Annotated in this window: 19 protein-coding genes and 2 pseudogenes; 11 read left to right on the top strand and 10 right to left on the bottom strand. The window is 66.7% G+C overall.

The window, feature by feature from the left end:
• The first annotated feature begins 887 nt into the window (after nucleotides 1-887).
• Genes CP978_RS00510 through CP978_RS00500 form a run of 3 tightly spaced genes read left to right on the top strand, consistent with a single transcriptional unit; the run spans nucleotide 888 to nucleotide 4,535 of the window.
• A complete protein-coding gene (locus CP978_RS00510) occupies nucleotides 888-2,063 on the top strand; it encodes a dsDNA nuclease domain-containing protein (RefSeq protein ID WP_043436655.1) in 1,176 nt (391 codons plus the stop codon).
• A 22-nt stretch (nucleotides 2,064-2,085) separates the two neighbouring features.
• Nucleotides 2,086-2,607 carry a hypothetical protein gene (locus tag CP978_RS00505; RefSeq protein ID WP_043436653.1) on the top strand — a complete coding sequence of 174 codons (522 nt, stop codon included), beginning with the start codon at nucleotides 2,086-2,088 and terminating at the stop codon, nucleotides 2,605-2,607.
• Nucleotides 2,604-4,535 (top strand): hypothetical protein, encoded by a 1,932-nt coding sequence (locus tag CP978_RS00500; RefSeq protein WP_043436650.1) that lies wholly within the window; start codon nucleotides 2,604-2,606, stop codon nucleotides 4,533-4,535. Before CP978_RS00505 ends, CP978_RS00500 begins: the two co-directional genes overlap by 4 nt.
• Nucleotides 4,536-4,598: 63 nt before the next feature.
• Here CP978_RS00500 and CP978_RS00495 read toward each other — a convergent pair whose 3' ends face one another.
• Complete coding sequence (locus tag CP978_RS00495) at nucleotides 4,599-5,051, bottom strand: helicase associated domain-containing protein (RefSeq protein ID WP_376697900.1); 453 nt, start codon at nucleotides 5,049-5,051, stop codon at nucleotides 4,599-4,601.
• A gap of 137 nt (nucleotides 5,052-5,188) precedes the next feature.
• On the opposite strand from CP978_RS00495, the gene CP978_RS00490 reads away from it, so the two are divergent.
• Nucleotides 5,189-5,491 (top strand): hypothetical protein, encoded by a 303-nt coding sequence (locus tag CP978_RS00490; protein ID WP_043436648.1) that lies wholly within the window; start codon nucleotides 5,189-5,191, stop codon nucleotides 5,489-5,491.
• Nucleotides 5,492-5,825: 334 nt separating this feature from the next.
• Here CP978_RS00490 and CP978_RS00485 read toward each other — a convergent pair whose 3' ends face one another.
• Together CP978_RS00485 and CP978_RS00480 are read right to left on the bottom strand one after the other, a co-directional pair.
• Nucleotides 5,826-6,080: a DUF6207 family protein gene (locus tag CP978_RS00485; RefSeq protein ID WP_311774998.1), complete on the bottom strand. Its 255-nt coding sequence runs from the start codon at nucleotides 6,078-6,080 to the stop codon at nucleotides 5,826-5,828.
• 78 nt (nucleotides 6,081-6,158) lie between these two features.
• Nucleotides 6,159-6,860 (bottom strand): hypothetical protein, encoded by a 702-nt coding sequence (locus tag CP978_RS00480; protein WP_043436645.1) that lies wholly within the window; start codon nucleotides 6,858-6,860, stop codon nucleotides 6,159-6,161.
• A 189-nt stretch (nucleotides 6,861-7,049) separates the two neighbouring features.
• On the opposite strand from CP978_RS00480, the gene CP978_RS00475 reads away from it, so the two are divergent.
• The 3 genes from CP978_RS00475 to CP978_RS00460 all read left to right on the top strand — a co-directional run bounded on the left by CP978_RS00475 (nucleotide 7,050) and on the right by CP978_RS00460 (nucleotide 10,229).
• On the top strand, nucleotides 7,050-8,309 hold the full coding sequence (locus CP978_RS00475; RefSeq protein ID WP_043436643.1) for an AlbA family DNA-binding domain-containing protein: 1,260 nt from the start codon (nucleotides 7,050-7,052) through the stop codon (nucleotides 8,307-8,309).
• A 437-nt stretch (nucleotides 8,310-8,746) separates the two neighbouring features.
• A complete protein-coding gene (locus tag CP978_RS00465; protein WP_184750504.1) occupies nucleotides 8,747-9,349 on the top strand; it encodes a helix-turn-helix domain containing protein in 603 nt (200 codons plus the stop codon).
• 109 nt (nucleotides 9,350-9,458) lie between these two features.
• A complete protein-coding gene (locus CP978_RS00460; protein ID WP_150478115.1) occupies nucleotides 9,459-10,229 on the top strand; it encodes a transposase family protein in 771 nt (256 codons plus the stop codon).
• Between the two features lie 51 nt (nucleotides 10,230-10,280).
• Here the strand turns inward: CP978_RS00460 and CP978_RS00455 are convergent, their stop codons facing one another.
• Complete coding sequence (locus tag CP978_RS00455; RefSeq protein ID WP_043447749.1) at nucleotides 10,281-10,976, bottom strand: SDR family NAD(P)-dependent oxidoreductase; 696 nt, start codon at nucleotides 10,974-10,976, stop codon at nucleotides 10,281-10,283.
• A 104-nt stretch (nucleotides 10,977-11,080) separates the two neighbouring features.
• Here CP978_RS00455 and CP978_RS00450 point away from each other — a divergent pair, with 104 nt between their 5' ends.
• Nucleotides 11,081-11,467, top strand: a complete 387-nt coding sequence (locus CP978_RS00450) for a winged helix-turn-helix transcriptional regulator (RefSeq protein ID WP_052453881.1) — start codon at nucleotides 11,081-11,083, stop codon at nucleotides 11,465-11,467.
• A 706-nt stretch (nucleotides 11,468-12,173) separates the two neighbouring features.
• Here the strand turns inward: CP978_RS00450 and CP978_RS00445 are convergent.
• The 3 genes and pseudogenes from CP978_RS00445 to CP978_RS36295 form a co-directional block, all read right to left on the bottom strand.
• Entirely contained in the window at nucleotides 12,174-12,509 is a 336-nt protein-coding gene (locus CP978_RS00445; protein ID WP_079161931.1) for a hypothetical protein, read from the bottom strand.
• A 34-nt stretch (nucleotides 12,510-12,543) separates the two neighbouring features.
• Nucleotides 12,544-13,219: pseudogene (locus tag CP978_RS00440) on the bottom strand (transposase family protein); the annotation flags it as partial.
• A gap of 1,101 nt (nucleotides 13,220-14,320) precedes the next feature.
• A pseudogene (locus CP978_RS36295) lies at nucleotides 14,321-14,644 on the bottom strand (hypothetical protein); the annotation flags it as partial.
• Between the two features lie 118 nt (nucleotides 14,645-14,762).
• On the opposite strand from CP978_RS36295, the gene CP978_RS00425 reads away from it, so the two are divergent.
• Nucleotides 14,763-14,999 carry a DUF397 domain-containing protein gene (locus CP978_RS00425; protein WP_043436635.1) on the top strand — a complete coding sequence of 79 codons (237 nt, stop codon included), beginning with the start codon at nucleotides 14,763-14,765 and terminating at the stop codon, nucleotides 14,997-14,999.
• An 84-nt stretch (nucleotides 15,000-15,083) separates the two neighbouring features.
• Nucleotides 15,084-16,019: a helix-turn-helix domain-containing protein gene (locus CP978_RS00420; protein ID WP_043447757.1), complete on the top strand. Its 936-nt coding sequence runs from the start codon at nucleotides 15,084-15,086 to the stop codon at nucleotides 16,017-16,019.
• A 111-nt stretch (nucleotides 16,020-16,130) separates the two neighbouring features.
• Here CP978_RS00420 and CP978_RS00415 read toward each other — a convergent pair whose 3' ends face one another.
• The 3 genes from CP978_RS00415 to CP978_RS34700 all read right to left on the bottom strand — a co-directional run bounded on the left by CP978_RS00415 (nucleotide 16,131) and on the right by CP978_RS34700 (nucleotide 18,459).
• Nucleotides 16,131-16,934, bottom strand: coding sequence for an SAM-dependent methyltransferase (locus CP978_RS00415; protein WP_043436632.1), 804 nt, complete (start codon nucleotides 16,932-16,934; stop codon nucleotides 16,131-16,133).
• A 244-nt stretch (nucleotides 16,935-17,178) separates the two neighbouring features.
• Nucleotides 17,179-18,027: a hypothetical protein gene (locus CP978_RS00410; protein WP_043436630.1), complete on the bottom strand. Its 849-nt coding sequence runs from the start codon at nucleotides 18,025-18,027 to the stop codon at nucleotides 17,179-17,181.
• Nucleotides 18,028-18,297: 270 nt separating this feature from the next.
• Entirely contained in the window at nucleotides 18,298-18,459 is a 162-nt protein-coding gene (locus CP978_RS34700) for a hypothetical protein (protein ID WP_158508298.1), read from the bottom strand.
• Nucleotides 18,460-19,700: 1,241 nt separating this feature from the next.
• On the opposite strand from CP978_RS34700, the gene CP978_RS00400 reads away from it, so the two are divergent.
• Nucleotides 19,701-20,387 (top strand): hypothetical protein, encoded by a 687-nt coding sequence (locus CP978_RS00400; RefSeq protein ID WP_161240369.1) that lies wholly within the window; start codon nucleotides 19,701-19,703, stop codon nucleotides 20,385-20,387.
• Nucleotides 20,388-21,145: the final 758 nt, after the last annotated feature.

The raw sequence follows: 21,145 nt of genomic DNA, 5'->3' as shown, positions 1-21,145 counted from the left end.
TCCACAGCGCCGTGAAATGAGACGACTCCATCCGGACGAGGCGGTGATCCGCGGCCAGCCACCGCCACACCGTCTGCTCCGACTTCCCCAACGCCTGAGCCACCAGACGTACATGCGCGGTCGTCAGCTCTCCACGCTTGTCGAGGTCCAGCAATCCGGGGCATCGCCGCCGCACGCCCCGACGCCAGCGGGAACACGGTCATCGGAGCGTCTCCGGGATCCTCGCCGTGGCATCTCGACATGTGCAGCCCCTCCGCCGAGTACTGGACCGCACGGCCTGCCGTCCTGCTCCCAGGTATTCCAGCACTTCGGCACCCAACTGACGGAATCGGCACATGACTGACACGAACCATCGTCATCCGGTACAGCCGTGTCCGCGTACGGACTGGCGATCTGCTGGACGGCCTTCCGCAGGCGTCGTAGAGCTCCTGGGTGCACTCCGGGATGAACCGCGGCCTTGGTCACCGTGCCGGCCAGGCCCACTCGGTATTCCTCCGCCTTGACCGCGACCACATGGAGCCCCTGCGGGAGACGATCGGCAACTCCCGTCGCGAGGCGGCCGACGCCCGTGCCCGGGAAGCGGCCGAGCTTGCCTAGGAGGAGCACAAGGCACAGGTACGGCGCGAGGCGCAGGAGCAAGCGGCGAAGAAGACGGCCGAGCAAGAGGAGCGCCGCCCCGTCTGCACCGGCTACGGGGCGAAGTTCACCGACGCACGGTGAGAGACGTCACCGAAGTCGGACTGGGGCACCCAGGACTCTCACCCGCAGCTTTGTGGCGGCTGCAAGCACCAGGCGGTCAGCCAAAGGGACTGGACCTCCCCGGCTGTCGACTGGAGATCACAGACCCCCTACGCTGCGTGCTCGGGGAGTAACGAGATGGGGGGCCGATGGCTGATCCAATTGAGACTGAAGCACCGGATGACTCAGGGTCGGTCACGGTACGGCGGTTCGAATACCAGATACACATCTCCGTGCAAGCAGTCCTGGAGATGCTCGCAGGCGGAACGGTCATCCATGTGACCTGTGAGCACATCGAGGACGTAACCGTCGCCCACAGAGGCGACCCCCGGTGCGCCGACGGAGTGCTCTGGGATTTCCAGCAGATCAAAACGAGGGATGCCGTCGAGCCCTGGACGCTCACAGACGTGTTCAAGAGCGGGCCCCTCAAGAGCTTGTGGCGTACGCACGCAACCGTGGCGGGCACCGGTCTGACCTATCAGCTGACCGCCGGCATCGAGGGCCATCTCGACCCAGCAGACGAGGCGGTCGTGGCCTTGGCCAAAGGGAAAGGCGGAGACAACGCGGCGTGCCTCAAGCGGGTTGCGACGCACCTGAAAGTTAAAGAGGACGCCCTCACCGATTTCCTTCCCTTGGTCCGCATCAGGCCGCTGCCACGGCGCGGTGACATCGAACTGCGCAACACGCGGGTGCTGGCCGATCTAGGCCCGGGGCTCACCATGGCGACGATCGACGCCCTCTACATCGAGTTGCTCCGGCGCACTCGCGATGCGACTCAAGGCATGCCGGTAGCCCGGTGGACAGAGCTCTTGGTTCTCGACAGTCCGCCCCCGGCTGTGCTGAACAAACGCATCACCGCAGCGGCCGTCGCTGACGTACGGCAGCGTCTGATCCGTCCCGACCATGTGCTGCTGGAAGACCTTTCCCAACAACTGCATGGTCCCGAGACTGCGCTTGTCCGCAAGCTCCGGGCGGGTGCTGCGTCCAGGGAAGTCATCGAGGAGGCGCAGATGCTCCGAGCCCACGCTGAGCGCCACCGTTTCAAAGAGCTGGCCCTGGGAGCCTGGCCGGTCGACCAGGCTATCGAGACAGACCTCGACCAGCGTCTCCTGCTGCTGGCTCGCCGCACCGGCAGATCCCACAAGGGGCAGCCCCAGCCCGCTGATGCCATCTTCGACGAGCTACAGCGGCTCCTCGACGCCAACCCCAGCACGTACGACCGCCATCCCCTCTACGCCCAGGACGGGGTGCTCCTGATGGGCAGGGCATGCGCGATCTCGGACGAGTGCAAGTTCGACTGGGGGAGCGGCCGGGATGCCTCCTAACACCACCGCGCCCATTACCGCCATGCCGACAGCACGGCCACCCTCGGCCGATGCCCAAGCCCGCCTGCTGCTACTCATCGACGTCTTCTCCCAAGCCAAGACGAGCAACGGCATCGAGGGCCGCATGAAGCTGGCCAAGCTCGACTTCCTGCTGCGCTACCCCGACCGCTTCGACCGGCTCATGGCTGTCCGGCGGCCGAACGTCGATGCTGGCGAGAACCCGTGGCTGACGGGGACGATCGAGCAGAGCATGATCCGATACAAGTACGGGCCATGGGACCCCGCCTACTACGCGCTGCTCGGCGCCCTCACAGGCAAAGGACTCATCGAGCCCAAACACGAGGACGCCATTGCGACCTACTGCACCACTGCGGCTGGGCATGACGTGGCGTGTGCCCTTGCTGAAAGCGAGAGCTGGCGCCCGGTGCGCGACCGGGCAGTGCTGTTGCGTCGGCACTTCAACCTGACCGGCATCACCTTGAAGAACCTGATCTACGAGACGTTCCCCGACATCGTCGAGGCGGACTGGGGGACCCACCTATGAGACTGCGCATCGAAGAGATCTCCCTGGTCGGCACCAGCCGCACGATCCGCTTCGAACCCGGCATGAACGCGATCATCGGTTCTATGAGCGGCGGAAAGACCGCGACCGTCAGCTGTCTTCGGGCCCTGCTCGGTGCCGACGTGAGTGTCGTCCCCGAGCTTCGAGGACGGACGATCGCCGGTACCGTGCTGGTCGGAGATCGCCGATTCCGCATCGTTCGTCCCCTGGTCACTACACCGAACGCCATGGTGGAGATCGCCGAGGTCGCAGGCCGCCGGGAAGTCTGGCGGCTGCCCGCCAGCCAGCTCCAAGCCGGGTACGACGCGACCTTCCGTGATTGGTGGCGCGACGTACTGAAGCTGCCCCGCCTGAGCGTTCCGCGTGCTCCCAACGACGACAGGAGCCCCCTGGTTCCTGTCACCATCAGTGACTACCTGATGTACTGCGTCCTTAGGCAGAAGGAGATCGACTCCTCCGTCTTCGGAACCCCGGACAACTACTCCAAGAACATCAAGCGCAAGTACGTCTTCGAGATCCTTTACGGCCTGTACGACCCCGAGGCAGCCGGCCTGCGCGACCGTCTACGCCAAGTCACCACAGAGCTGACAGCGCTCACCGCAGATGCGAACACCCTCGAACGGATCCTCCAGACCACCGCCTTCGCCTCCCGGGCCGAGCTGGAAGTCGAGAGGCAGGAGACTGAGCGGGAGCTCACTCACGCTCGCCAAGCTGACATCCATCTCACCGGCAACATCAACCTCACCGGGCCGAACACCGTCACGCTCCGCGAGCGGATCGCCGAGACGGAAGCGGAGATCGCCCGGATCGCGGGTGCCACCGAGGCTGAAGCCGTCTCCACCACCAACCTCCGGGAACTGCACGGACAACTCATCGCCCAGAGCCGTCGACTGACGCGCGCCCTGGTCGCCGAGCGACTCCTCAACGACTTCGAGTTCCACACCTGCCCCCGCTGCGGAGCCGGCGTACCGGACAGGGGAGACGAGCACACTTGCCGCCTCTGTCTCCAGACCCCACCCGACCTGCCGGCGCCCTCGTCCCTCGCTGCCGAGCAGGACAGGGTCATCGAGCAAGTAACCGAGACAGAAGAACTCATCGTCCGGAGCACCCGCCGGCTCGCTCAGCTCCAGACAGCACTTGCTGCCCAGACCGAACACCGGACAGACCTTGGCGCCCAACTGGACCGTGCGACCTCCACCTACATCACCGACCAGGCAGACCGCATCCGAAGTGCCGCGGCCCAACAGGCCCGACTCGAGGAGCACCTCGCCCGCCTGGACGACGGCCTGGCCCTGCACGACCGGCTGGCAGGACAGGCCGAACGGGTGGCGGAACTGGAACGCGAACAAGAAGACCTTAACAGTAAAATCGACGCCACCCGCCACAGCAACCAAGCTGTCAGCGAACGCCTGAGGAAACTAGACGACGCCTTCGAAGCCGCGCTCCGCAGCTTCGACGCACCCCGCTTCGACGACCAGCCAGGCTCCTACATCAATAAGAAGACGTACTTGCCTGTCGTAGATGGCCGTCCCTTCGCCGACCTGCAATCGCAAGGCGTCGAGGTACTGGTCAACGTCGCCCACGTCCTTGCACACCAACACGTAGCACTGAACGATGGCGACATCCCACTGCCTAACATCCTGATCATCGACGGCATCAGCAGCAACGTCGGCCACGAAGGTGTCGACCTTGAACGCCTGCGCAAGATGTACGCCAGCCTCCTACGCACTGCCACCGAACACATCGACCGCCTGCAGATCATCGTCACCGACAACGACTCCCCTCCGATCGAGGGCATTCACCGGCCACTCGAGCTGTCCGATACAAACAGACTCGTCCCCATACCCCCTGCAGAACCCGGTGAGGCGCGGCCTGCAGACGTACCCCCTGAAGAAGAGGTCGGCGACTGACGACCGCAGCGGGGTCAGCCAGGTTCATCCTGCCTGGCCCCGCTGCTGTGCTTGCCTACACGGCTACATCCACCGCATCCCGATCGCGGACAGCTGCTCCACCCGCTCCGGGGACAGCGTCGCGGCCCGGCTGCGCTGGTTCCCGATCCACGCCCCGAGCCGGAGCTCCCGCTCCTCCTGGTCCTCGCCGACGACGATCCGTTCGACGTGCTTCCTCGGCACTCGCAGGTGCCCCTCGCGCTCGTAGAACTGTTTGGCGGCCTCGTAGTTCAGCGCCCACTTGTCGGCCTGCGTGCGGCGCGGGGGCGGCTTCTCGTCCTCGCCGGCGGGCTCGATCCCGAGGATGTGCTTGCACATCCACTGCTGGACGGTGGTGAGGTTGTCCCAGCCGAGCCGGACCGAGCGTACCCACCGTCCGAGGTCCTCGCCCTGGTGCACGTCGCTGGGCTCGGTCGGCAGCGGGCGGCCGGCCTCTAGGTGGAGCCGGACGAGGTGGAAGGCGCGCTGCCACTCCACCGGCCAGCTGGGGCACCAGGAGGGGTCGATGTCCTCCAGCTGCTCGCGCCGCTCGTCCGACAGCGCCCCGGCCGACGACCGCCCGGCAGGGCTCGGAGCGCCTGCTCACGTGGTGGGTGCGCCGAAACTACGGGTCCATGAGTGATCTCATCACCCAGGACGCGCACGCCAAGCACGGCAAGGCCGTACGCAGCGAGATCCGCCGGGCCTACGAGGACTACCGTCTGACCGCCTTCGACATCCTCGCCGTAGCCCACGACATGCCCGCCGCCTGCACCGTTACGGCCCGCCTGCACCGCGCCAGCGGACCGTCGGCGACCGTCTCTCTCCGATGGATCCGCGAAGACGCCAAGGCCTATCCCAAGCCAGACCCGTGGCCGGGAGAATGGCGACTGTGTACGTGGGAGCCCTGGCACCTCTTTGCACACGCGAGCAACTGACGTCAGCACTCGCTGCACCTCAGTCGAATGCAAAGCATTCCGCCGCGGAGGCTGCTGCCTTCGTCTTTCGGTCTCGGCCCGTCTATGGACTGGGTACGGACCCTTTCGGCTGGCTGCGTGCCGCGAGACGCGTCATCGCGTCGGTCGACTGCACGATACGGAAGCCGGGCGAGCTTGGCGTGGCTTCGTTTCGTCCTGGACCGCTGGGCGGAGATCCTGGAGCGCCACTTCCCACCCCACCTCCCGGACCCCCGACCACACGACCTCGTAGTTCCGAACACGCTGACGAGTGGCTTCTCCGCCGGATCAGCCGGGTACGCGGCGGGTGGCAGTGTCATTCGACGACGACGTCCTGGCGCAGGTCCAGGTAGCAGCGCAGCCGGACACCAGGCTGACCTGGGTCACGCGTGGTGCGGTCGGCGATGGCGGTGGCCCACAGAGAGGCCAGCTCCTGCTGAAAGGCGAGGGCGGTGCGGTCGTCGACGGCCGCGACGTCGACGACGACCAGCCCGGGTTCCCTCAGGTGCAGTTCGTTGATCGGCTCCATGTTCGGCACGACGCGCTGAAGACTGTCAGGGTTCGTCGTCACGCGGAGCTTCACCCGGACCGGGTGCCTCCCCGTGCAGGGGCAGTGGTGGCATGCGCCGACCGCGCCACCGCCGGCACCTCAGCGCTCGGCCTGCTCGCGCAGGAAGCGGCGCTCCTTGATCCGTCGACGCACCTGCCACCAGCGGGCGGTATAGGTGAGGTCTTCCCGGCAGACGTCCAGGAACGCATCGCGGGCGGCCACCACAGCATCGGCCTGCTGCTGGAAGCGGCCGGCGTTCTTCTCGTTCAGATCCAGGTCGCCGGTCGCGGCAACGAGGGTCTCCGCTGCGGCGATGACGTGCACGCTGCCGCACAGCCGCACGCCCTGCAGCGCGCCGATGAGTTCGCTGCTGAGTTCCCACGCTTGGGGCAACTGGCCCAGCAACACCTTGTTCGCCGACCGCCCGGCCTCACGCCGGAGGTGGGCGAACTGGTAGGCGTAACCGAACGAGCGGGCGGAGGCGTCCAGCAGCCGCCGGTAGGCCTCTGCGCGGTCCTCGTTGCTGCCCAGCCGGGGCACGCCCGTGGGCCGGTACCGTCCGATCAGAGCGCTGGCCACGCTGCCCGTGGCCTTGATGCCAGCAGCGGCCATGCCCGGCGTTATGAAGGTCATGCCCGGTTCTACCACCCGGCGGCCCCGGCGCCGGCCGGGACGCCGCAGCAGCCGAACCAGGCGAGCCGTCCCGTAGGCGGTGCCGGTCAGGTCGCGCAGCAGCGCCAGGGCGTCGCCGTCAGGAACAGCCGCCAGGTCGGCCAGGTAGTGGAGCAGATGGAACAGCACAACGGCCTCCGGGACGTCGGCGGAAACGGTTCTCGCCCCTTGCCGAGTCCGGGAGGCCGCCAGACAGCAGCGGCGCCCGATGTGTTCCGAGTGAGTACCGGGGCTCTCCTATTCAGGGTGAGCCATCAGTCGCCTGAAGTGTTAATCAATGCCTGCCCAACGCGGGGAAAGCGTCCTACGCTGCCGCGCATGGCACGCACATGGACAAGACTCCACGAACACCTCGGATGCCCGCCCGGCCCCCTCACCTTCGATATGGTCCGCCAGGCCGCAGCGGACCACCTGGAGGAGTCCGACGACCTGGACTGGAAGGAGGCACTCCCTCAGCCGCTCAGGGACGGCCGGTGGAACGAGTTCGCCAAGGACGTAGCCGCCATGGCCAACACCCGTGGCGGGCTGATCATCTTCGGGGTCCAGGACAAGACGACTGCCCTGGTGGGCATCGACCCCGACGAGGTCAACCGGCAGCAGTACGCCCAGTGGATCCGCAACCATGTCCAGCCCTACCTGCCGGACCTGGACATATTCGAGCTGAGCGACGGGACGAAGACCGTCCTGGTCGTCGATGTGCCGGCCAGCGAGCTGGCACCGCACTTCGTGTACGGCACCGCCGCCAAGGACAAGGACCAGCAGGCCGCGGTCGTCCCGTACCGGGACAACGACCACACCGCCTGGATGGCAGAGCACCAGATCGAGCGCGCCTACCGCGACCGCTTCGCCCGCATCGGCCGGGCAGAGGAAGAAATCCAGCGCCACATCGACTTCACCACCAAGACCATCGCCGCACACGCCACAGCTCCGTCGGCATGGTTCGTCGCAGTTTCCCGCCCGCAGCGCCCCCTCCCCCGTGGGGCCTACACGATGGACAGGGATGAGGCACGCGCCGTCCTGAAGGCCGCCACGAAGCGAGCCCAGGCCTTACTTACCCGGAAGACGGTGCCTGGCCCCCTTGTCGGGATGGGGGACACCCGGCTCAACCCGCGCCCAGGACTGCGCCGCTGGGTATGCAACAACTTCGAGTTGCCCATGAACCGGGAGGTCATCACCGAGCTGCACTATGACGGCACCGTGGTGATGGCGGCCAATCTGTCCTTCATCCGTGAGAGGGAGGAGCCCCCGGGCCAAGACGATGCCCTCCCCGTGTCCGAGCGCCTGGTGACGGCATGCTGCTTCGACTTCATCGCCACCGCCCAGGAGCAGCAAAGGAAGCTCCGCCTGGACAGCACGCTGCAACTCACGGCGGCGATCATCTCTCCGGACGGGCCCAGAGCCCTGGCGCCGCTCACCTCCACGTGGGGTGACGGCCCCGAGAACACACCGCCGTACGCCCGCCGGCCCCATTACCTCCAACCCGCGCACACAGCGCTCTCCCCGGCGGCGGCCGACGACGAGGGGCGCAGCAGTGCCAACGAACTGTGCGCGGATCTGATGAACCAGTTCGGTCTGTAACCGGGACGTTCAGCCGCACAACCGAGCAGAGGAAATCATCGGCTTCGATGACGAGCTGATCACCTGGCAGAAGCCCACCGGCTTGGCCCGGGATCCCAACGCCCACCCCGAATGGGCTGCCGCGATCTGGTCTGGCGCCCGCGCCGCCCTGCTTACCCAACGCCACCGCGACGACGACACCTACGCCGGCGCCCTGCACACCCCGCCCGGCAGCGTCGTCGCCTTCCGCACCGACGCCCTCTACCTCACCCAGCCCCAGAACTGGCCCTATCACCACCAACCCGGCGACTACCTCCTGAAGGGCCACCTCACCCACCACGTGGCCGCCCCCCACCACCGAGGAAGAACCCCTCGCTCTGCGCGACGCCGGACGTATCGCCCTTGCCCGGAACGGGGGACAGAACTGATGCCGCCACGTCCCCGCCGCACCGCGCCAGTTGAACGAGGCCGCCCAGCTCGCCGACCAGCTCCAGGCAGCGGGCTACACCAAACGCGACATCGCCCGCATCATCAACCGAGACCCCTCCCTCGTCTCGCAGTTCTACACCCAAAACAAAGGCGCAGCCTTCATCACCGCCCTGCGCCACGTCCTGACCGCCATCGAGGCCGGCGGCATCACCGACCTGCCCGAACTTGCTACCATCGCCGCCCGCCACACCACCCGCCGTACCACCACCTCCGGCACACCCGCCCGCGTCCGCCGCAAAGCCGTCCTGATCACCCCCACCGGAACCGGCGCCGGCCGCGTCGCCGCCCAGGCCATCGCTTCCGGCTCCACCCGCCTACGCCCCCTGATCGCCGAAGCAGCCCGCCAAGGACTGCGCCTGGCCTTCACCGTCCGCCTCGCAAAAACCGCCTACCTGCACCCCTCCGGCAGCCGCACCGACTCACCTGGCATCCGCCGCAACGTCATCCAACGCGCCGACCACACCGAAGAACGCTCCTACGGCTCCGCCACCACCGGCGGCTATGACGCCGCAGACTTCGCCCGCCGCGTCGACGCCGCAGGAGGCGACGTCACCGCCGCCGTGCACCAATGAGCCTTTGCCAACTTGCCTCGTGAGCTGGTCAGTTGGGTCGACAGATGAGTGAAGCCCCTGGTAGACGGGTTCACGACCAAGATCACCCGGTACCCACCAGAGGCTTCGCATGCTTGTCTACCCGTGTGGGCTGGACGTGTCCAGTCGATCCCTGTCCTTCCTCGCTGCTCGCCTGCGAGAACACCATCGTCGGATCAAGAGCCGCTGGCGTCGGCTCCCGGTCGGCCGTCAAGCCCTGCTGGTGTTGGCGCATCTGCGGAACGGAACCACGTACGCCCAGCTCGCGGCGGGTTTCGGGGTCGGGACGAGCACGGTCTACCGCTACATCAGCGAGGCCGTCGACCTGCTGGCCGCACTGGCACCGACCCTCGACGAGGCCGTCCGGGCTGCTTCGACGAAAGCGTACGTCCTGCTCGACGGGACGCTCCTCCCCATCGACCGGATCGCCGCCGACCGGCCCTTCTACTCGGGGAAGCATAAGAAGCACGGCATGAACGTGCAGGTCATCGCCGATCCGTTCGGCCGGCTGCTATGGGCCTCGCCCGCACTGCCAGGAGCCGTTCACGACGTTCGGGCGGCCCGCGAACACGGCATCATCAACGCCCTCGACCAGGCCCGAATCCCTTGCTGGGCGGACAAGGGCTACCAGGGCGCCCGCGGTACGGTCCGGGTTCCGTTCCGCGGCCGATGGGAGACACTTTCCACAGGTCAGCAGGCCGTGAACCGATCCCAGGCCAAAATCCGTGCCCTCGTCGGACAAGCCATGGCTACCCTCAAGAACTGGCGACTCCTTCGCAAACTCCGCTGCTCGACCACCCGCATCACGGGCCTGGTCCAAGCTGTCCTCACCCTGCATCACGCCAGCTCACCAGCAGGTTGAAAAGACCTCGCTGTATGGAAATCGCCAGGTCCGCGCAGTTCTTTTGGGAGGTCAGAATCCCACAGTTGCCTCGAAGGTGTCGCGCGTCTGGGCGAGTTGGAACCAACGCTCGGCAATCGCGTCCGGGTCGCCGTCCCCCGAGCCCGGCACGATCGGCAGTCCGATCGAGAGGTGCCCGACGTACACGCCCTCCCTCGCCAGATCGCCGTGGATGGCGCTGGCCCAGTTACGCAGCCCCGCCATCGCGATTCCGGTGTTGCCCATCATCGGCATAGGCCTGACAGCGGACATGCCAGTGGTGAATAGCAGGGCACCGTCACCGGACTCGCGCATGGCCGGCAGGACTGCCCGCGACGCGGTCAGGGCACCCGCGACGATCAGCTCGAACTGTGCACGGGCTGAAGCAGCCGTGGTCTGAAGTGCACTGGTGAAGCCCCACGCGGCGACGTCGGGCCCCTGGCTCGAGGTGTGGTCCAAGTTGGTGCCGGGACTATAGGACAGCAGGCCGATCCGTCCCAGTTCCGCGGCTGCGGAGCTGAGGGCGGAGGTAAGTCCTTCCGTATCAGTGACGTCGGCAGGGAAGACTCCTACCGTGATTCCCTCGCCCCTCAGTGACTCAGCGATCGGCTCCAACTTGCCCCGGGTACGGGAGATCAAGGCGACGGGGTGCCCTGCCGAACCAAATCGGCGGGCGATGGCACGCCCCAGGCCGGGACCCGCACCAACCACGGCTATGGTGCAAGACATTCCATGCTCCTCGCGATAGTTACGATGTGTTCGTAACCCCACGCTAGTGATGCGTAGCCACGCTTACAAAAGGCACATTCATGTCAGGAACCCCCACCGCCCCAATGGTCTCAGCACCTGTGGCGCTGCCTCATCCCTGTGCATCCTGGCCGGACAACGGCCGCCCCATCCGCGAGACCCTGGACCGCGTCGGCGACAAATGGTCCGTCCTCATCATCGGTATCCTCGCCCTCTCCGGGCCCCTGCGGTTCAGCGCACTCCACCAGAGCGTCCCGGGCATCTCCCAGCGGATGCTCACCCTCACCCTGCGCCATCTGCAACGCGACGGACTCGTCAAGCGCACTGCCTACGCAGAAGTCCCTCCACGGGTCGAATACGAACTCACCCCGCTCGGCAGCAGCCTCCGTACCATCGTCACCCTCCTTGCCCAGTGGGCGACCGACCACAACGACGAGATTGAAACCGCACGTCGGCACTTCGACGCCCGCTGAACATTGCAGCCCAAGTCCCGTCCGGCAGACCAGCCGGAACATGTCTGTGACTGTGTAAGTCGGCGTGTTCGAACTGCGCCGCCGCCGAGCCGCCTGACACACCCCTTCTCTTCCCTCGTCCTGCCGTCCACCGATACGGAGAACCCCCAACGGCCTGCTGCGACAGTACGTCCCCAAGGGCACCGACCTATCCGCCCACACCCGCGAACACCTGGACGCCGTCACCGCCGAACTCAACGGCCGCCCACGCAAAACGCTCGGCTGGGAAACCCCCGGCCGAGCGCCTGCATAAACTGCTCGCAGCCTGATCAACACGACCACGTGTTGCGACGACCCCTAGAAAGCGCCGTCTGACCAGGACCTTTCTGGTGGAGCCGCTCTCACTGAGCCCTTCCAACCTGGTTGTGAGATCGAGCGGTGGCGGGACAACGAAGCTCCACGTAGATGGGTTGTCGCCCAACAGCACCCTTCTCCGCCTGGAGCCCCGAGTTCTTGCCACCCATCCGGGCTGGATCTATCCACTTCCGCACTGCGACTGCTTCGGCGGGAGCTGGCCGCTAGGCGGTGACAGATCGGCACCCGACGACGCTGACCTGCAGTCGCCACGCGCTGACGAACCACATGCGCTGCAACCACACCTTCGCCGAGCTCGCAGCCGGATTCCGCGTCGGCCTGGCCCCAGCCGTACACCGCGCGAAGTCAGAAATCAAGCAGGAGGAACGTCTGATCGCACGAGGCGGACTCGCGCGGCTGGTATGCGGCCGGGCAGATAGACGAATCCATTGCCGTTGTCGAGGAGCAACCCTTCATCGACGCCGTCCACGGACCAGAGATCAACCGGTCCACCGGTGTTGTTGATGATCTCAAGGAAGAACTCTGCTTCCTCCTCGCCCCGACAGACGAAGCTCCCCTCCACCTCAGGGCGGCGGCTGCCGGCGATTCCCGGTGCGGCCCCCATGCGGGTCCAATCCAGGCCATGCTGTGCGATCGACTGCCGATTGAGCACGGACGAAACATGGAAGAGGTTCGACGTATCAGACACGCCAGGAGTATAGGAGGCAGCGAGGCCTTCATCCTCAGGTCGAGGCGGTCAGCTCCAGGGTCAGGACGGCCTTGACCAGGCCGGTGATGCGGTTGGTGCTGCAGCGGAGCTTCCGCAGCAGGCGCCAGGACTTGAGGATGGCCATGGCCTGTTCGCCGAGTGCGCGGATCTTCGCGTGAGCGCGGTTGACGGCCTTCTTCCCGGTGGAGAGCTTGTCCCAGCGGCCGCGGAAGGGGACGCGGGCGGCGGGCCGGAGCCCTGGTACGCCTTGTCGGCCCAGCAAGGGACGCTGCTGGCGTTGAGGGCGTCGAGCAGGCGTGGGTGCGGGCCGCCTTGATGTCGTGGACGGCGCCGGGCAGGGCCGACGAAGCCCAGACGAGCTTCCCGAACGGGTCAGTGAGGACCTGGACATTCATGCCGTGCCTGCGATGCTTGCCGGAGTAGAAGGGGCGGGCGGCCGCGATGCAGTCGATGGGCAGCAGGGTCCCGTCCAGGATCACGAACGCCTTCCGTGCGGCGACGGCCATGGCCTGCTGGAGCGTGGGGGCGAGGACGGCCAGGACATCCACGGCCTCGCTGACGTAGCGGTGCGCCGTGGCCAGGCCGACGCCGAACCCGGCCGCGAGCTGGGCGAACGTGTGACCGTAACGCAGGTGCGCCAGGGCCATCAACGCCTTTCGGCCGCAGGTGAGTCGACGCCAGCGGGTGCCGGCCCGTCCCACGCCGTCCGCGCGGCCCGCGAACACGGCATCGTCGACGCCCTTGCCGAGGCGGACATCAAGTGCTGGGCCGACAAGGGCTATCGGGGTGCCGACGGCACGGTCCGTACCCGTGCTGGGGGCGATGGGAGACCCTTTCCACCGGTCAGCAGCCGGTGAACCGGGTCCCACGCGAAGATCCGCGCACTCGTCGAGCAGGCCATGGCCACCCTCAAGTCCTGGTGGCTCCTTCGAAGCTCCGGTGCTCGACCACCCGGATCACCTGCCTCGTCCAGGCCGTTCTCACCCTGCATCTGGCCAGCTCAGACCAATGATGGAAAAGCCTCAGTCAATGTCGGCTCGCGGGCATCGGTGCCATCACCTCGGTCGGCTCCGTTGCGGACTCGTACGACGACGCGAAGGCCGAGGCGAGTGACGGCACAGGGCGTGGCGGGACTTCGGCCAGGCCATCTTTCAGTGGGGGCGCGGTACAACGAGGAACGGCTCCTTCCTGCTTCCGACCGGGTACCGTCCGTCGAATATGACCCCGACTCGCGGCGGCAACAGGAAGCCTGCCAGCGGTCCGCCTGAAACAAGATCGTCGGACTCCACGACACTCGGGGTAGCTCCCCCTTCGGTACAGGTGGATGAGTGCAAAGCGCGATGCCAGGACAGGCAGGGTGGTCATGGCCCGGCGGTATTGAGCTGCACGGCCTCACCGAAGACAGCGCACCAGTTCGGCCCGGGTGGGCCGAACTCATCCGCTGGGATGCACCCGACGTTGACCTCCGGTCAGCTGGGCAGGAGGACACCCGATAAATCGTGGAGCTCGACGGCAGGTCTCAGTTGCCTGGCGGTGAACTCTTCGTAGAGGCTCCCCAATCAGCCGTCCAGCGCATTGGCGAGGTTGCCCGCGATGAGGAACGGCACGTCGATGCCCGACCAGCGGTCCCCAGCGTCGACTGCGCCGGGACCGGTGAAAAAGGCCCCGGCGTTCACACTGGGGAGGACGCGTCCCAAGCCTGCTCTGACGTGCACCTTGGAGCGGACGTCTTGCTGCTCGATGTACTGGTGGACGAGCGACAGCAGTGTTCCGCCGCATGATGCGGAGAAGTGCGAGGGTGACCGCAGGTGCCCGTGCGGACGGCGCGGTTGATCTGGCCGGTGAAACTTCTGGCGTATCCGGCGGGCGGAGGCGCTCTTGAGGCCGTTGACCAGCTTGAGGCGGCGACCTTGGGGCGGTAGTGCACCAGGAGGTGGACGTGATCGCGTTCGTCGTTGACTCCTCCGGCTCCGCCTCGAAGCCTTTGAACGCCTTGAGGTATCCGGTCCGGTTGGCTTTGCACGAAAGTCATGGAGCCGCGTGCCCGGTGCCCACTTGTGGGGGACACCGCCACACCGGTGGAAGCGGCTACGATCCTCGCAACCCACCCCCATGCAATTGCATATGGGATCGCATTCCCGGTGTGAGCTGCGCAGAGGTCCGTGTGCGGGGTGCCCAGAAAGGGGACTCGCTCGGTGGGACTTCGTCGAGTGAACAGAGAAGGTGACACCATTGCAGTACCCGAACGGAGTTCCGGCCGACGAGATCACCAGTGCACTGTGGGTGAAGAGCACCCGCAGCAACGCCACAGGCGGCAACTGCGTCGAAGTGACGGCCCTGCCCGGCGGAGAGGTCGCGGTACGTAATTCCCGTGACCCGCACGGCCCGGCGCTGGTGTATTCCCGCGCTGAGATGGCGGCGTTCGTGTCAGGCGCCAGGGATGGTGAGTTCGATCATCTGATCGGCTGACCAAGGTGACGGCAACCGTCGGACATGCAGTGCGGATGTCTGCAAAACTGGCGCGGTTCAAGGCCGTTCTGCAGGGGAGCTTGCATGTCCGACGGTTCCGCGGTGCGTGAGGACGCCGTTGCGCCTGTCGTTGCCGACTACGGGCAGACCGCGAGGCCGGAAGCGGCGGCGCGCCTGCTGGGCGAGGCCTTGCGGCAGGCCCGTAGAGAGCGCCGTCTGCCGCTGCGGGACGTGGCGCCGGTCATCCGCGGCTCCGTTTCCAAGCTCAGCCGCCTTGAACGGGGCGAGAGCCCGCCCAAGGAACGCGACGTACGTGACCTGGTGACCTTCTACCGGATGACCGGTGAACAGGCCCACGAGATCGAGAGCCTGCTGCGGCAGGCCAGAGACAGCGCCTGGTGGCAGCAGTACAGCGATGTCACCCCGAACTGGCTCAAGCGCCTGATTGGTCTGGAAGCGGCTGCCACTCAGATCTACTGCTACGAAAACCACGTGGTGCCGGGACTGCTGCAGACCGCTGACTACGCCCGCTCCCTGGTCACCAACGGGCTTCCGGGCGCCAGCCCCGAGGAAGTGGAACGCCGGGTGCGCCTGCGCCTGGACCGCCAGTGCATCCTCCGTACCGCCCACCGTCCCGGCATCGTTGCGATGCTGGACGAGGGGATCCTGCAACGGCCTGTCGGCGGACCGGCAGTGATGCGGCAGCAACTGGACCACCTCCTGCAGCTCTCACGCCACGACGGCATCAACATCCGCATCGTGCCCTTCGAACGCAGCGCCAGCGTCGCCCCCAGCTATCCGATCACCCACCTGGTCTTCGGTGACGGCGGCCCCTCCGAACTCATCTACGTCGAGCTCATCGACAGTGCCCTCTACCTCAGCCGCGCTGCGGAGATTGAGCAGTACCGGAACGTGCTGCTCAATCTTCTGGCCGCGTCGGCGCGGATGAAAGACAGCGAGAGCATGCTGAAGGAAGCCCGTGCCCGCTACGCAGCCCGGGCGGGGTACGCCGACTGGTAAACCAGACCGTTCCCGCCGACGTTCTCCTGGCCGCAAAGGACGGGATTCCTGCCGGGGCCGGCAGATGCGGCAAACCCCCAGAAGGACGTGACCTGTGCACAAGAGCACTGGTCACAGGCGGGCCACGCCGCCCCACTCCACCCACTCGCCTGGCTTGGACCGGAATGCGACCGCGCTGTCAGGCCGCCATCCGGCGACATCCACCAGCCCTGGCTCCAGGAGCTGCATGCCGTCGAAGAAGCTCCGCACCTCGTGCTCCTCGCGGACCCTGCCCCAGTTGTCGTCGGTCGCCACACGCATCAACTCGGTCACCCGCTCCCGCACGTCGGCGCGGCTGCTGACGAGTTGGCAGACCACCAGGAAACTGCCGGACGGCAGCCGCTGCGCCACCTCTCGTACGAGTTCGCCGGGGCGGTCACGGTCAGGCAGGCAGTGCAGCACAGACACGAACAGGGCCGCGACAGGCTGTGTGAAGTCGATCAAATGCCGCACCTCGGGGTGCGAAAAGATCTCGTCCGTCTGGCGCATGTCGGCATTGAGGACCAGGGTGTTCTCGTTCTCCTCCAGAACGGCCCGCCCATGGGCCAGCACGCTGGGGTCCTTGTCGATGTAGACAACCCGGGACCGCTTGTCGACCCGCTGGGCGATCTGGTGCACGTTGTCCTGCGTCGGGAGACCTGAACCATGGTCGATGAACTGACGCACACCGTATTCCTGTGCCAGAACCCGCACAACCCTGCGGAGGAAGCTGCGGTTGTTTCGGGCAAGGCGCCTGGAGTTGGGTGCGATCTGAAGGAGTTTCTCGCATTCTCTGCGGTCCGCAGCGTAGTTGTCGACGCCGCCCAGCAGCCAGTCGTACATCCGCGCCACACTCGGCATGCTCACGTCGATACCGGCTGTTGCAGCATTTCTCACCCCGTATGTCACTGATCCCCCAACCGTCCGCCTCGTGAAAAACCCATGCTAGAGCGGGGCGTGGCAGCTTCCAAGCCACGAACGGGGGAAACGGAATGAGAGTGAAAAATGCCCGCCGGGAGAGAGGAAAGCGCGCCCCGCGCAGTGCGGGGCGCGCGACGTGCGCCGGTGCGCGGCACCTGCCGCCCACCGCACACAGTGGTGAAACAGAGCCCAAGCGGCCCTCACCTGCGGCAGAGGCGGATCACGGTGCGTGCGGTGCCGTGATGCGGCAGTCCGCGCAACCCAGCTGCTGCGGAAGCTGGGGGCCGTCCAGAGCGGTTGCAGCCTGGAGCACCGCCTGCCACAGCGGTTCGATGTCCTCGCTCCGTCCGCCCAGGGCCCGTACCAACCGGGCGGTGGCGGGCCAAGGAGGAGCATGATGCCCGGCCAGCACCTGCCCGATGCAGGCAGACGGGAGAAGCGCCCGCCCGCTGAGCTGGCTGAGCGCGGGCGAACCCGCGGCCAGATATTGGCCGCGCAGCGCCGCCGCGAGATATCCCGCCGCACCCTGCGGCGGCAAAACAGGGGGGTGCACAGCTCCCCGGGCGCTCTCCCACAGCACCCGCAACTCCTCAGCCGCGCCGCCGAACACCGTCACCAGCGTGTACACCTCAGGCCATGCTGGGACGGAGCCGCCGTCCAGGACCTGCAGCAGGTAGGGCACCTCCAGGCCGGCCTGCTCCGCCGCCTGGTCCACCGACACCCCCGAACTGCACTGCAGATACGCCAGCGCGTCCGCCAGACGCTGGGCGGCAGCTTGGCGGTCAGTCTGCGGCTGCCGCGGAGGGAACAGCACGCGCAGGGCAGGCGTGTCCCACAAAGCGCTGGCCTGCGTCGCAGTCGTGCCGGCTGCCGCCGCTATCTCCTCCCAACTTGCTCCCGCCTGCCGCGTCTCGTACACCGCTGCCGCCGCGCACCGCTCGGCCTGCCGCGCGACGGTCTCGAGCAGAGCCAGCCTGGTACGCAGCGGCAACTGCAGCCGCTGCGCCGCAAACAGCCGTCCCGACAAGGCCGCCAGATCGCGTGCCGTCCGCAGGCCGCTGGGCACCACAACCGGCCGGCCCCGCAGAGCATCCCGCTCCCGCTGAGCCTTCCGGCGGCACACGGCGTCGCAGTAGTCCCGCCTCCGCCCGCGCCCTTCTCCCGAACGCAGGACCTGTCCACAAAAACCGCACTGTCTGCGCTGCAACGGCACACGCACGGCGCTTCCGTCCCTTCGCACATTCGACGTTGGTGGCGTCCCGGGCGGACCGCAACAACGAGCAGCCCGCCCGGGGCAGCAGGAACCAGAGCCCCGTCTCCGGTGGCATGCCAGGCGGCGTTACGGGGTCTGGACGTGCACGTAATGCACTGTGAACTGGCCTGCCAGGCGTGCAGCCGGCAGTAGCAGCCACGGAGTTGCGCCCGGTGCTCCCAGAACCCACACCGTGATGATCACCACGATGATCAGGCTCAACTGCAGACGGATGTCCAGTGCGCGCACGCTGCCGGTTTGTGGAATACGAAGGCGCGAAATGGTATTTTCGCGAGACGTCGAGGGCATGCACAGCAGCCCTCGGAGGAGTCGGACAGTCATGGGTTGTGAGCCTTTCTGATTGATTGTCCGCGACAGGGCTCCGGTGGTGTCGTCACACACTGCCGGGGCCCGCTCTTGTTGAGAGCGCACGGCCATTTCCCGGTGAAGGTACCCCCTCATCCCTCCCTGCGTCACGTTAACTCGGCAATCCAGCGCCGTGTTGTCGCGCAAAACTGATGGGCCAACTTATACCCCCATCAGGGCAGTTCTCGTTTCTGACGAAAATCCCTCCAGGTGGAGTGTCGAACAGTCGGAAAACGATCAGGTTCGGTCTTCCGCATTCATTTCTCGACAGAAAGCGCACCCAGTCAAGCGGAGGCCGGCTCCACGATCCACGGTGCCTGCATACGGTGTCCAATTTCTTCACTCTTTCGGGTAGCCGCGCACGAGGCGGAAGGGGCCGTTCCGTTCGTCTGCACGTGCACATGCAAAAAATGGAGGCTCTGTGACACGGAACAGCCGCCCACCCCCCAGGTGGTTGCCCGAGGTAACCCACTGCTCCCCGCAGTGGACGCCGACACTCCGTATGCCGGTTCCACCGCTACGCAAAAACGCGGTCAACCGCTCACCGCCCGACGCCGTTTCGTCAGATCCTGTTCGCGCAATGGCGACGACCGCCACAATGAGACCCTGCTGCCAGGGACGAGGGAACCGGCACGGCCGCAGGCGGCGAAAGACCGGTGTGCCCTCCAGACGCACCGCAGCACGAGCCGGGGGAGTGCATGGCACCGCGCAGAATCACAGAGGCCGAAGCAGTCCGGGTATTCATAGAGCGGGGCGCGCGCCCCCTCGAGCCCTTCCCCGGCACCCAACGCCCGTGGCGGTCACAGTGCCTGCGATGCGGACAGGTCAACTCGCCCCGCTACAACGATGTCGTCAACAAGAACGGCGGGACCTGTCGCGGAGCCTGCCGCTCACAGAAGATCGCCAGCAAGCTGATGCACGACAGCACGAAAGCCGCAGCTGTCATGGAAAGCTGCGACTGGCTGCCTCTTGAGGCCTACCCCGGGGCTGGCAAGCCGTGGCGCTGCCGGTGCGCGCACTGCGCGACCATCAAAACCAAGCGGCTCACCCACGTTCGCAGGGGCCGCGCCCGCTGCAGTAACTGCACAGGGAACACCATCAACACCGCCACCGCCACTGCCGTCATGGCCGCAGCCGACCTCGAACCTCTCACCGACTATCCCGGCCAGCAGCTACACCCCTGGATCGCCAAGTGCCTGCGCTGCGGACACCTCGGCACACCCACCCTCGCCTCCGTCCGCGCCCACGGCCACCAATGCTGGGCCTGCCGCGCCACGCCCTTCCCGATCCGCCAAACCCTGAATGAGAAGCAAGCTGTCGCCTGCATGCTGGCCCACGGGCTCCAGCCACTCGACCCCTACCCGGGCCGCACCGACACACCCTGGAAATCCCGCTGCACCACCTGCGACAAGCATTCGGCACCAGTCCCCGGCACCCTCCCAGGGCACCACGGCGCCTGCCCCGTCTGCGCCCGGCAGGGCATCAACCCCAGAGAACCCGGATACCTGTACCTCGTCGTCCACGACGGCCTTCGCGCCCTCGGATGGGGAATCGCCAATTCCAGCCGACGACAGCCCCACCCCGTCCGCCAGCCCTGGCGTCTTCTGACCCGCTGGCACTTCCCCGCAGCCCAGGACGCCTGGGCCTTCGGACGCCACCTCAAGCAACGCATCCGCAGCAACGGCTACCCCCCGGTCCTCCGCGCCGAACCGGAATTCGGCCCGGCACGCGCGCAGACCGCCTCTCTCGACGACATTTCCTGCGAACGAGCCGTCCGCATCGTGGAAGAGGTAGCGGGCCCCGCCTCCTGACAGGAGACGGCCGCACCGGCTCAGTTGAGCTTGCCTCGCCATGGGACCGGCACTACGGCAAACGAACGTCGACACCCCTCGGCAGGCGGCTGGAACCCAGCCCTGTGAAGACCAGGATCTGCGGCAGCCACGCACCATCGGGTGATGCCGTCTCAGCAGACACCCGGCACTGACATCCGGCTACCTGACGTCACACACTGTCTGCAACTGCGAGGCCGGCCGCTGTGCCTTGTGGGAGCCCTTGGAAGAGGCCTGCCCCTCGGCGGGGACCGCCAGAACGACGGGCACGGAGCGGGCAGCCCCAATCCCGGGCGCGGCGTACGAGGCTGCCCGAACCGAGCCCAGGCGTCCTGTCGCCGCGCAGGGCACTTCAACAGTAGAGCCCCTGCACGAGGCGAGGCCGCAGATCTCGCTCGACTGATGGCGGAGGACACCAGCGCCATCGGTGCTGCGGGCAGCCGCCGCTTCTCCGTCCGTGGGCAATGACGATCTGGCGGGTCTGAACGGCGAGTCGCAGCATCAGCCGCTCCTTGGCGAGGTCGTTTCCGGGGGCCGCCTGGACGAGGCTGGCGTGCAGAGCGGCGAGACGCTGCAGGTAGCGGCAGGCAACCTCGACAATTCTGGCCTTCTCGCTGGCGCGGGTATCAAGCCGTGTGTGTTCCCTGGTCGAAGTACATGTTCAGACGAGGGCCGCTTTCCTGCATGGCGGATACCGGACCGAGTGATCAAGTCGGATACACCATTCGACGCCGGACGTT

The organism is Streptomyces nodosus, assembly GCF_008704995.1.
Classification (GTDB): Bacteria; Actinomycetota; Actinomycetes; order Streptomycetales; family Streptomycetaceae; genus Streptomyces; species Streptomyces nodosus.
The sequence above is the reverse complement of the archived record's forward strand: the minus strand, read 5'-3'. Positions and strand labels throughout refer to the sequence as shown.

Bases quoted from the DNA above. Each gene is read 5' to 3' on its own strand.
- CP978_RS00510 (WP_043436655.1), top strand. From the start codon at position 888: ATGGCTGATCCAATTGAGACTGAAGCACCGGATGACTCAGGGTCGGTC.
- CP978_RS00505 (WP_043436653.1), top strand. From the start codon at position 2,086: ATGCCGACAGCACGGCCACCCTCGGCCGATGCCCAAGCCCGCCTGCTG.
- CP978_RS00500 (WP_043436650.1), top strand. From the start codon at position 2,604: ATGAGACTGCGCATCGAAGAGATCTCCCTGGTCGGCACCAGCCGCACG.
- CP978_RS00490 (WP_043436648.1), top strand. From the start codon at position 5,189: ATGAGTGATCTCATCACCCAGGACGCGCACGCCAAGCACGGCAAGGCC.
- CP978_RS00475 (WP_043436643.1), top strand. From the start codon at position 7,050: ATGGCACGCACATGGACAAGACTCCACGAACACCTCGGATGCCCGCCC.
- CP978_RS00460 (WP_150478115.1), top strand. From the start codon at position 9,459: ATGCTTGTCTACCCGTGTGGGCTGGACGTGTCCAGTCGATCCCTGTCC.
- CP978_RS00455 (WP_043447749.1), bottom strand. From the start codon at position 10,976: ATGTCTTGCACCATAGCCGTGGTTGGTGCGGGTCCCGGCCTGGGGCGT.
- CP978_RS00450 (WP_052453881.1), top strand. From the start codon at position 11,081: ATGGTCTCAGCACCTGTGGCGCTGCCTCATCCCTGTGCATCCTGGCCG.
- CP978_RS00420 (WP_043447757.1), top strand. From the start codon at position 15,084: ATGTCCGACGGTTCCGCGGTGCGTGAGGACGCCGTTGCGCCTGTCGTT.
- CP978_RS00400 (WP_161240369.1), top strand. From the start codon at position 19,701: ATGGCCGCAGCCGACCTCGAACCTCTCACCGACTATCCCGGCCAGCAG.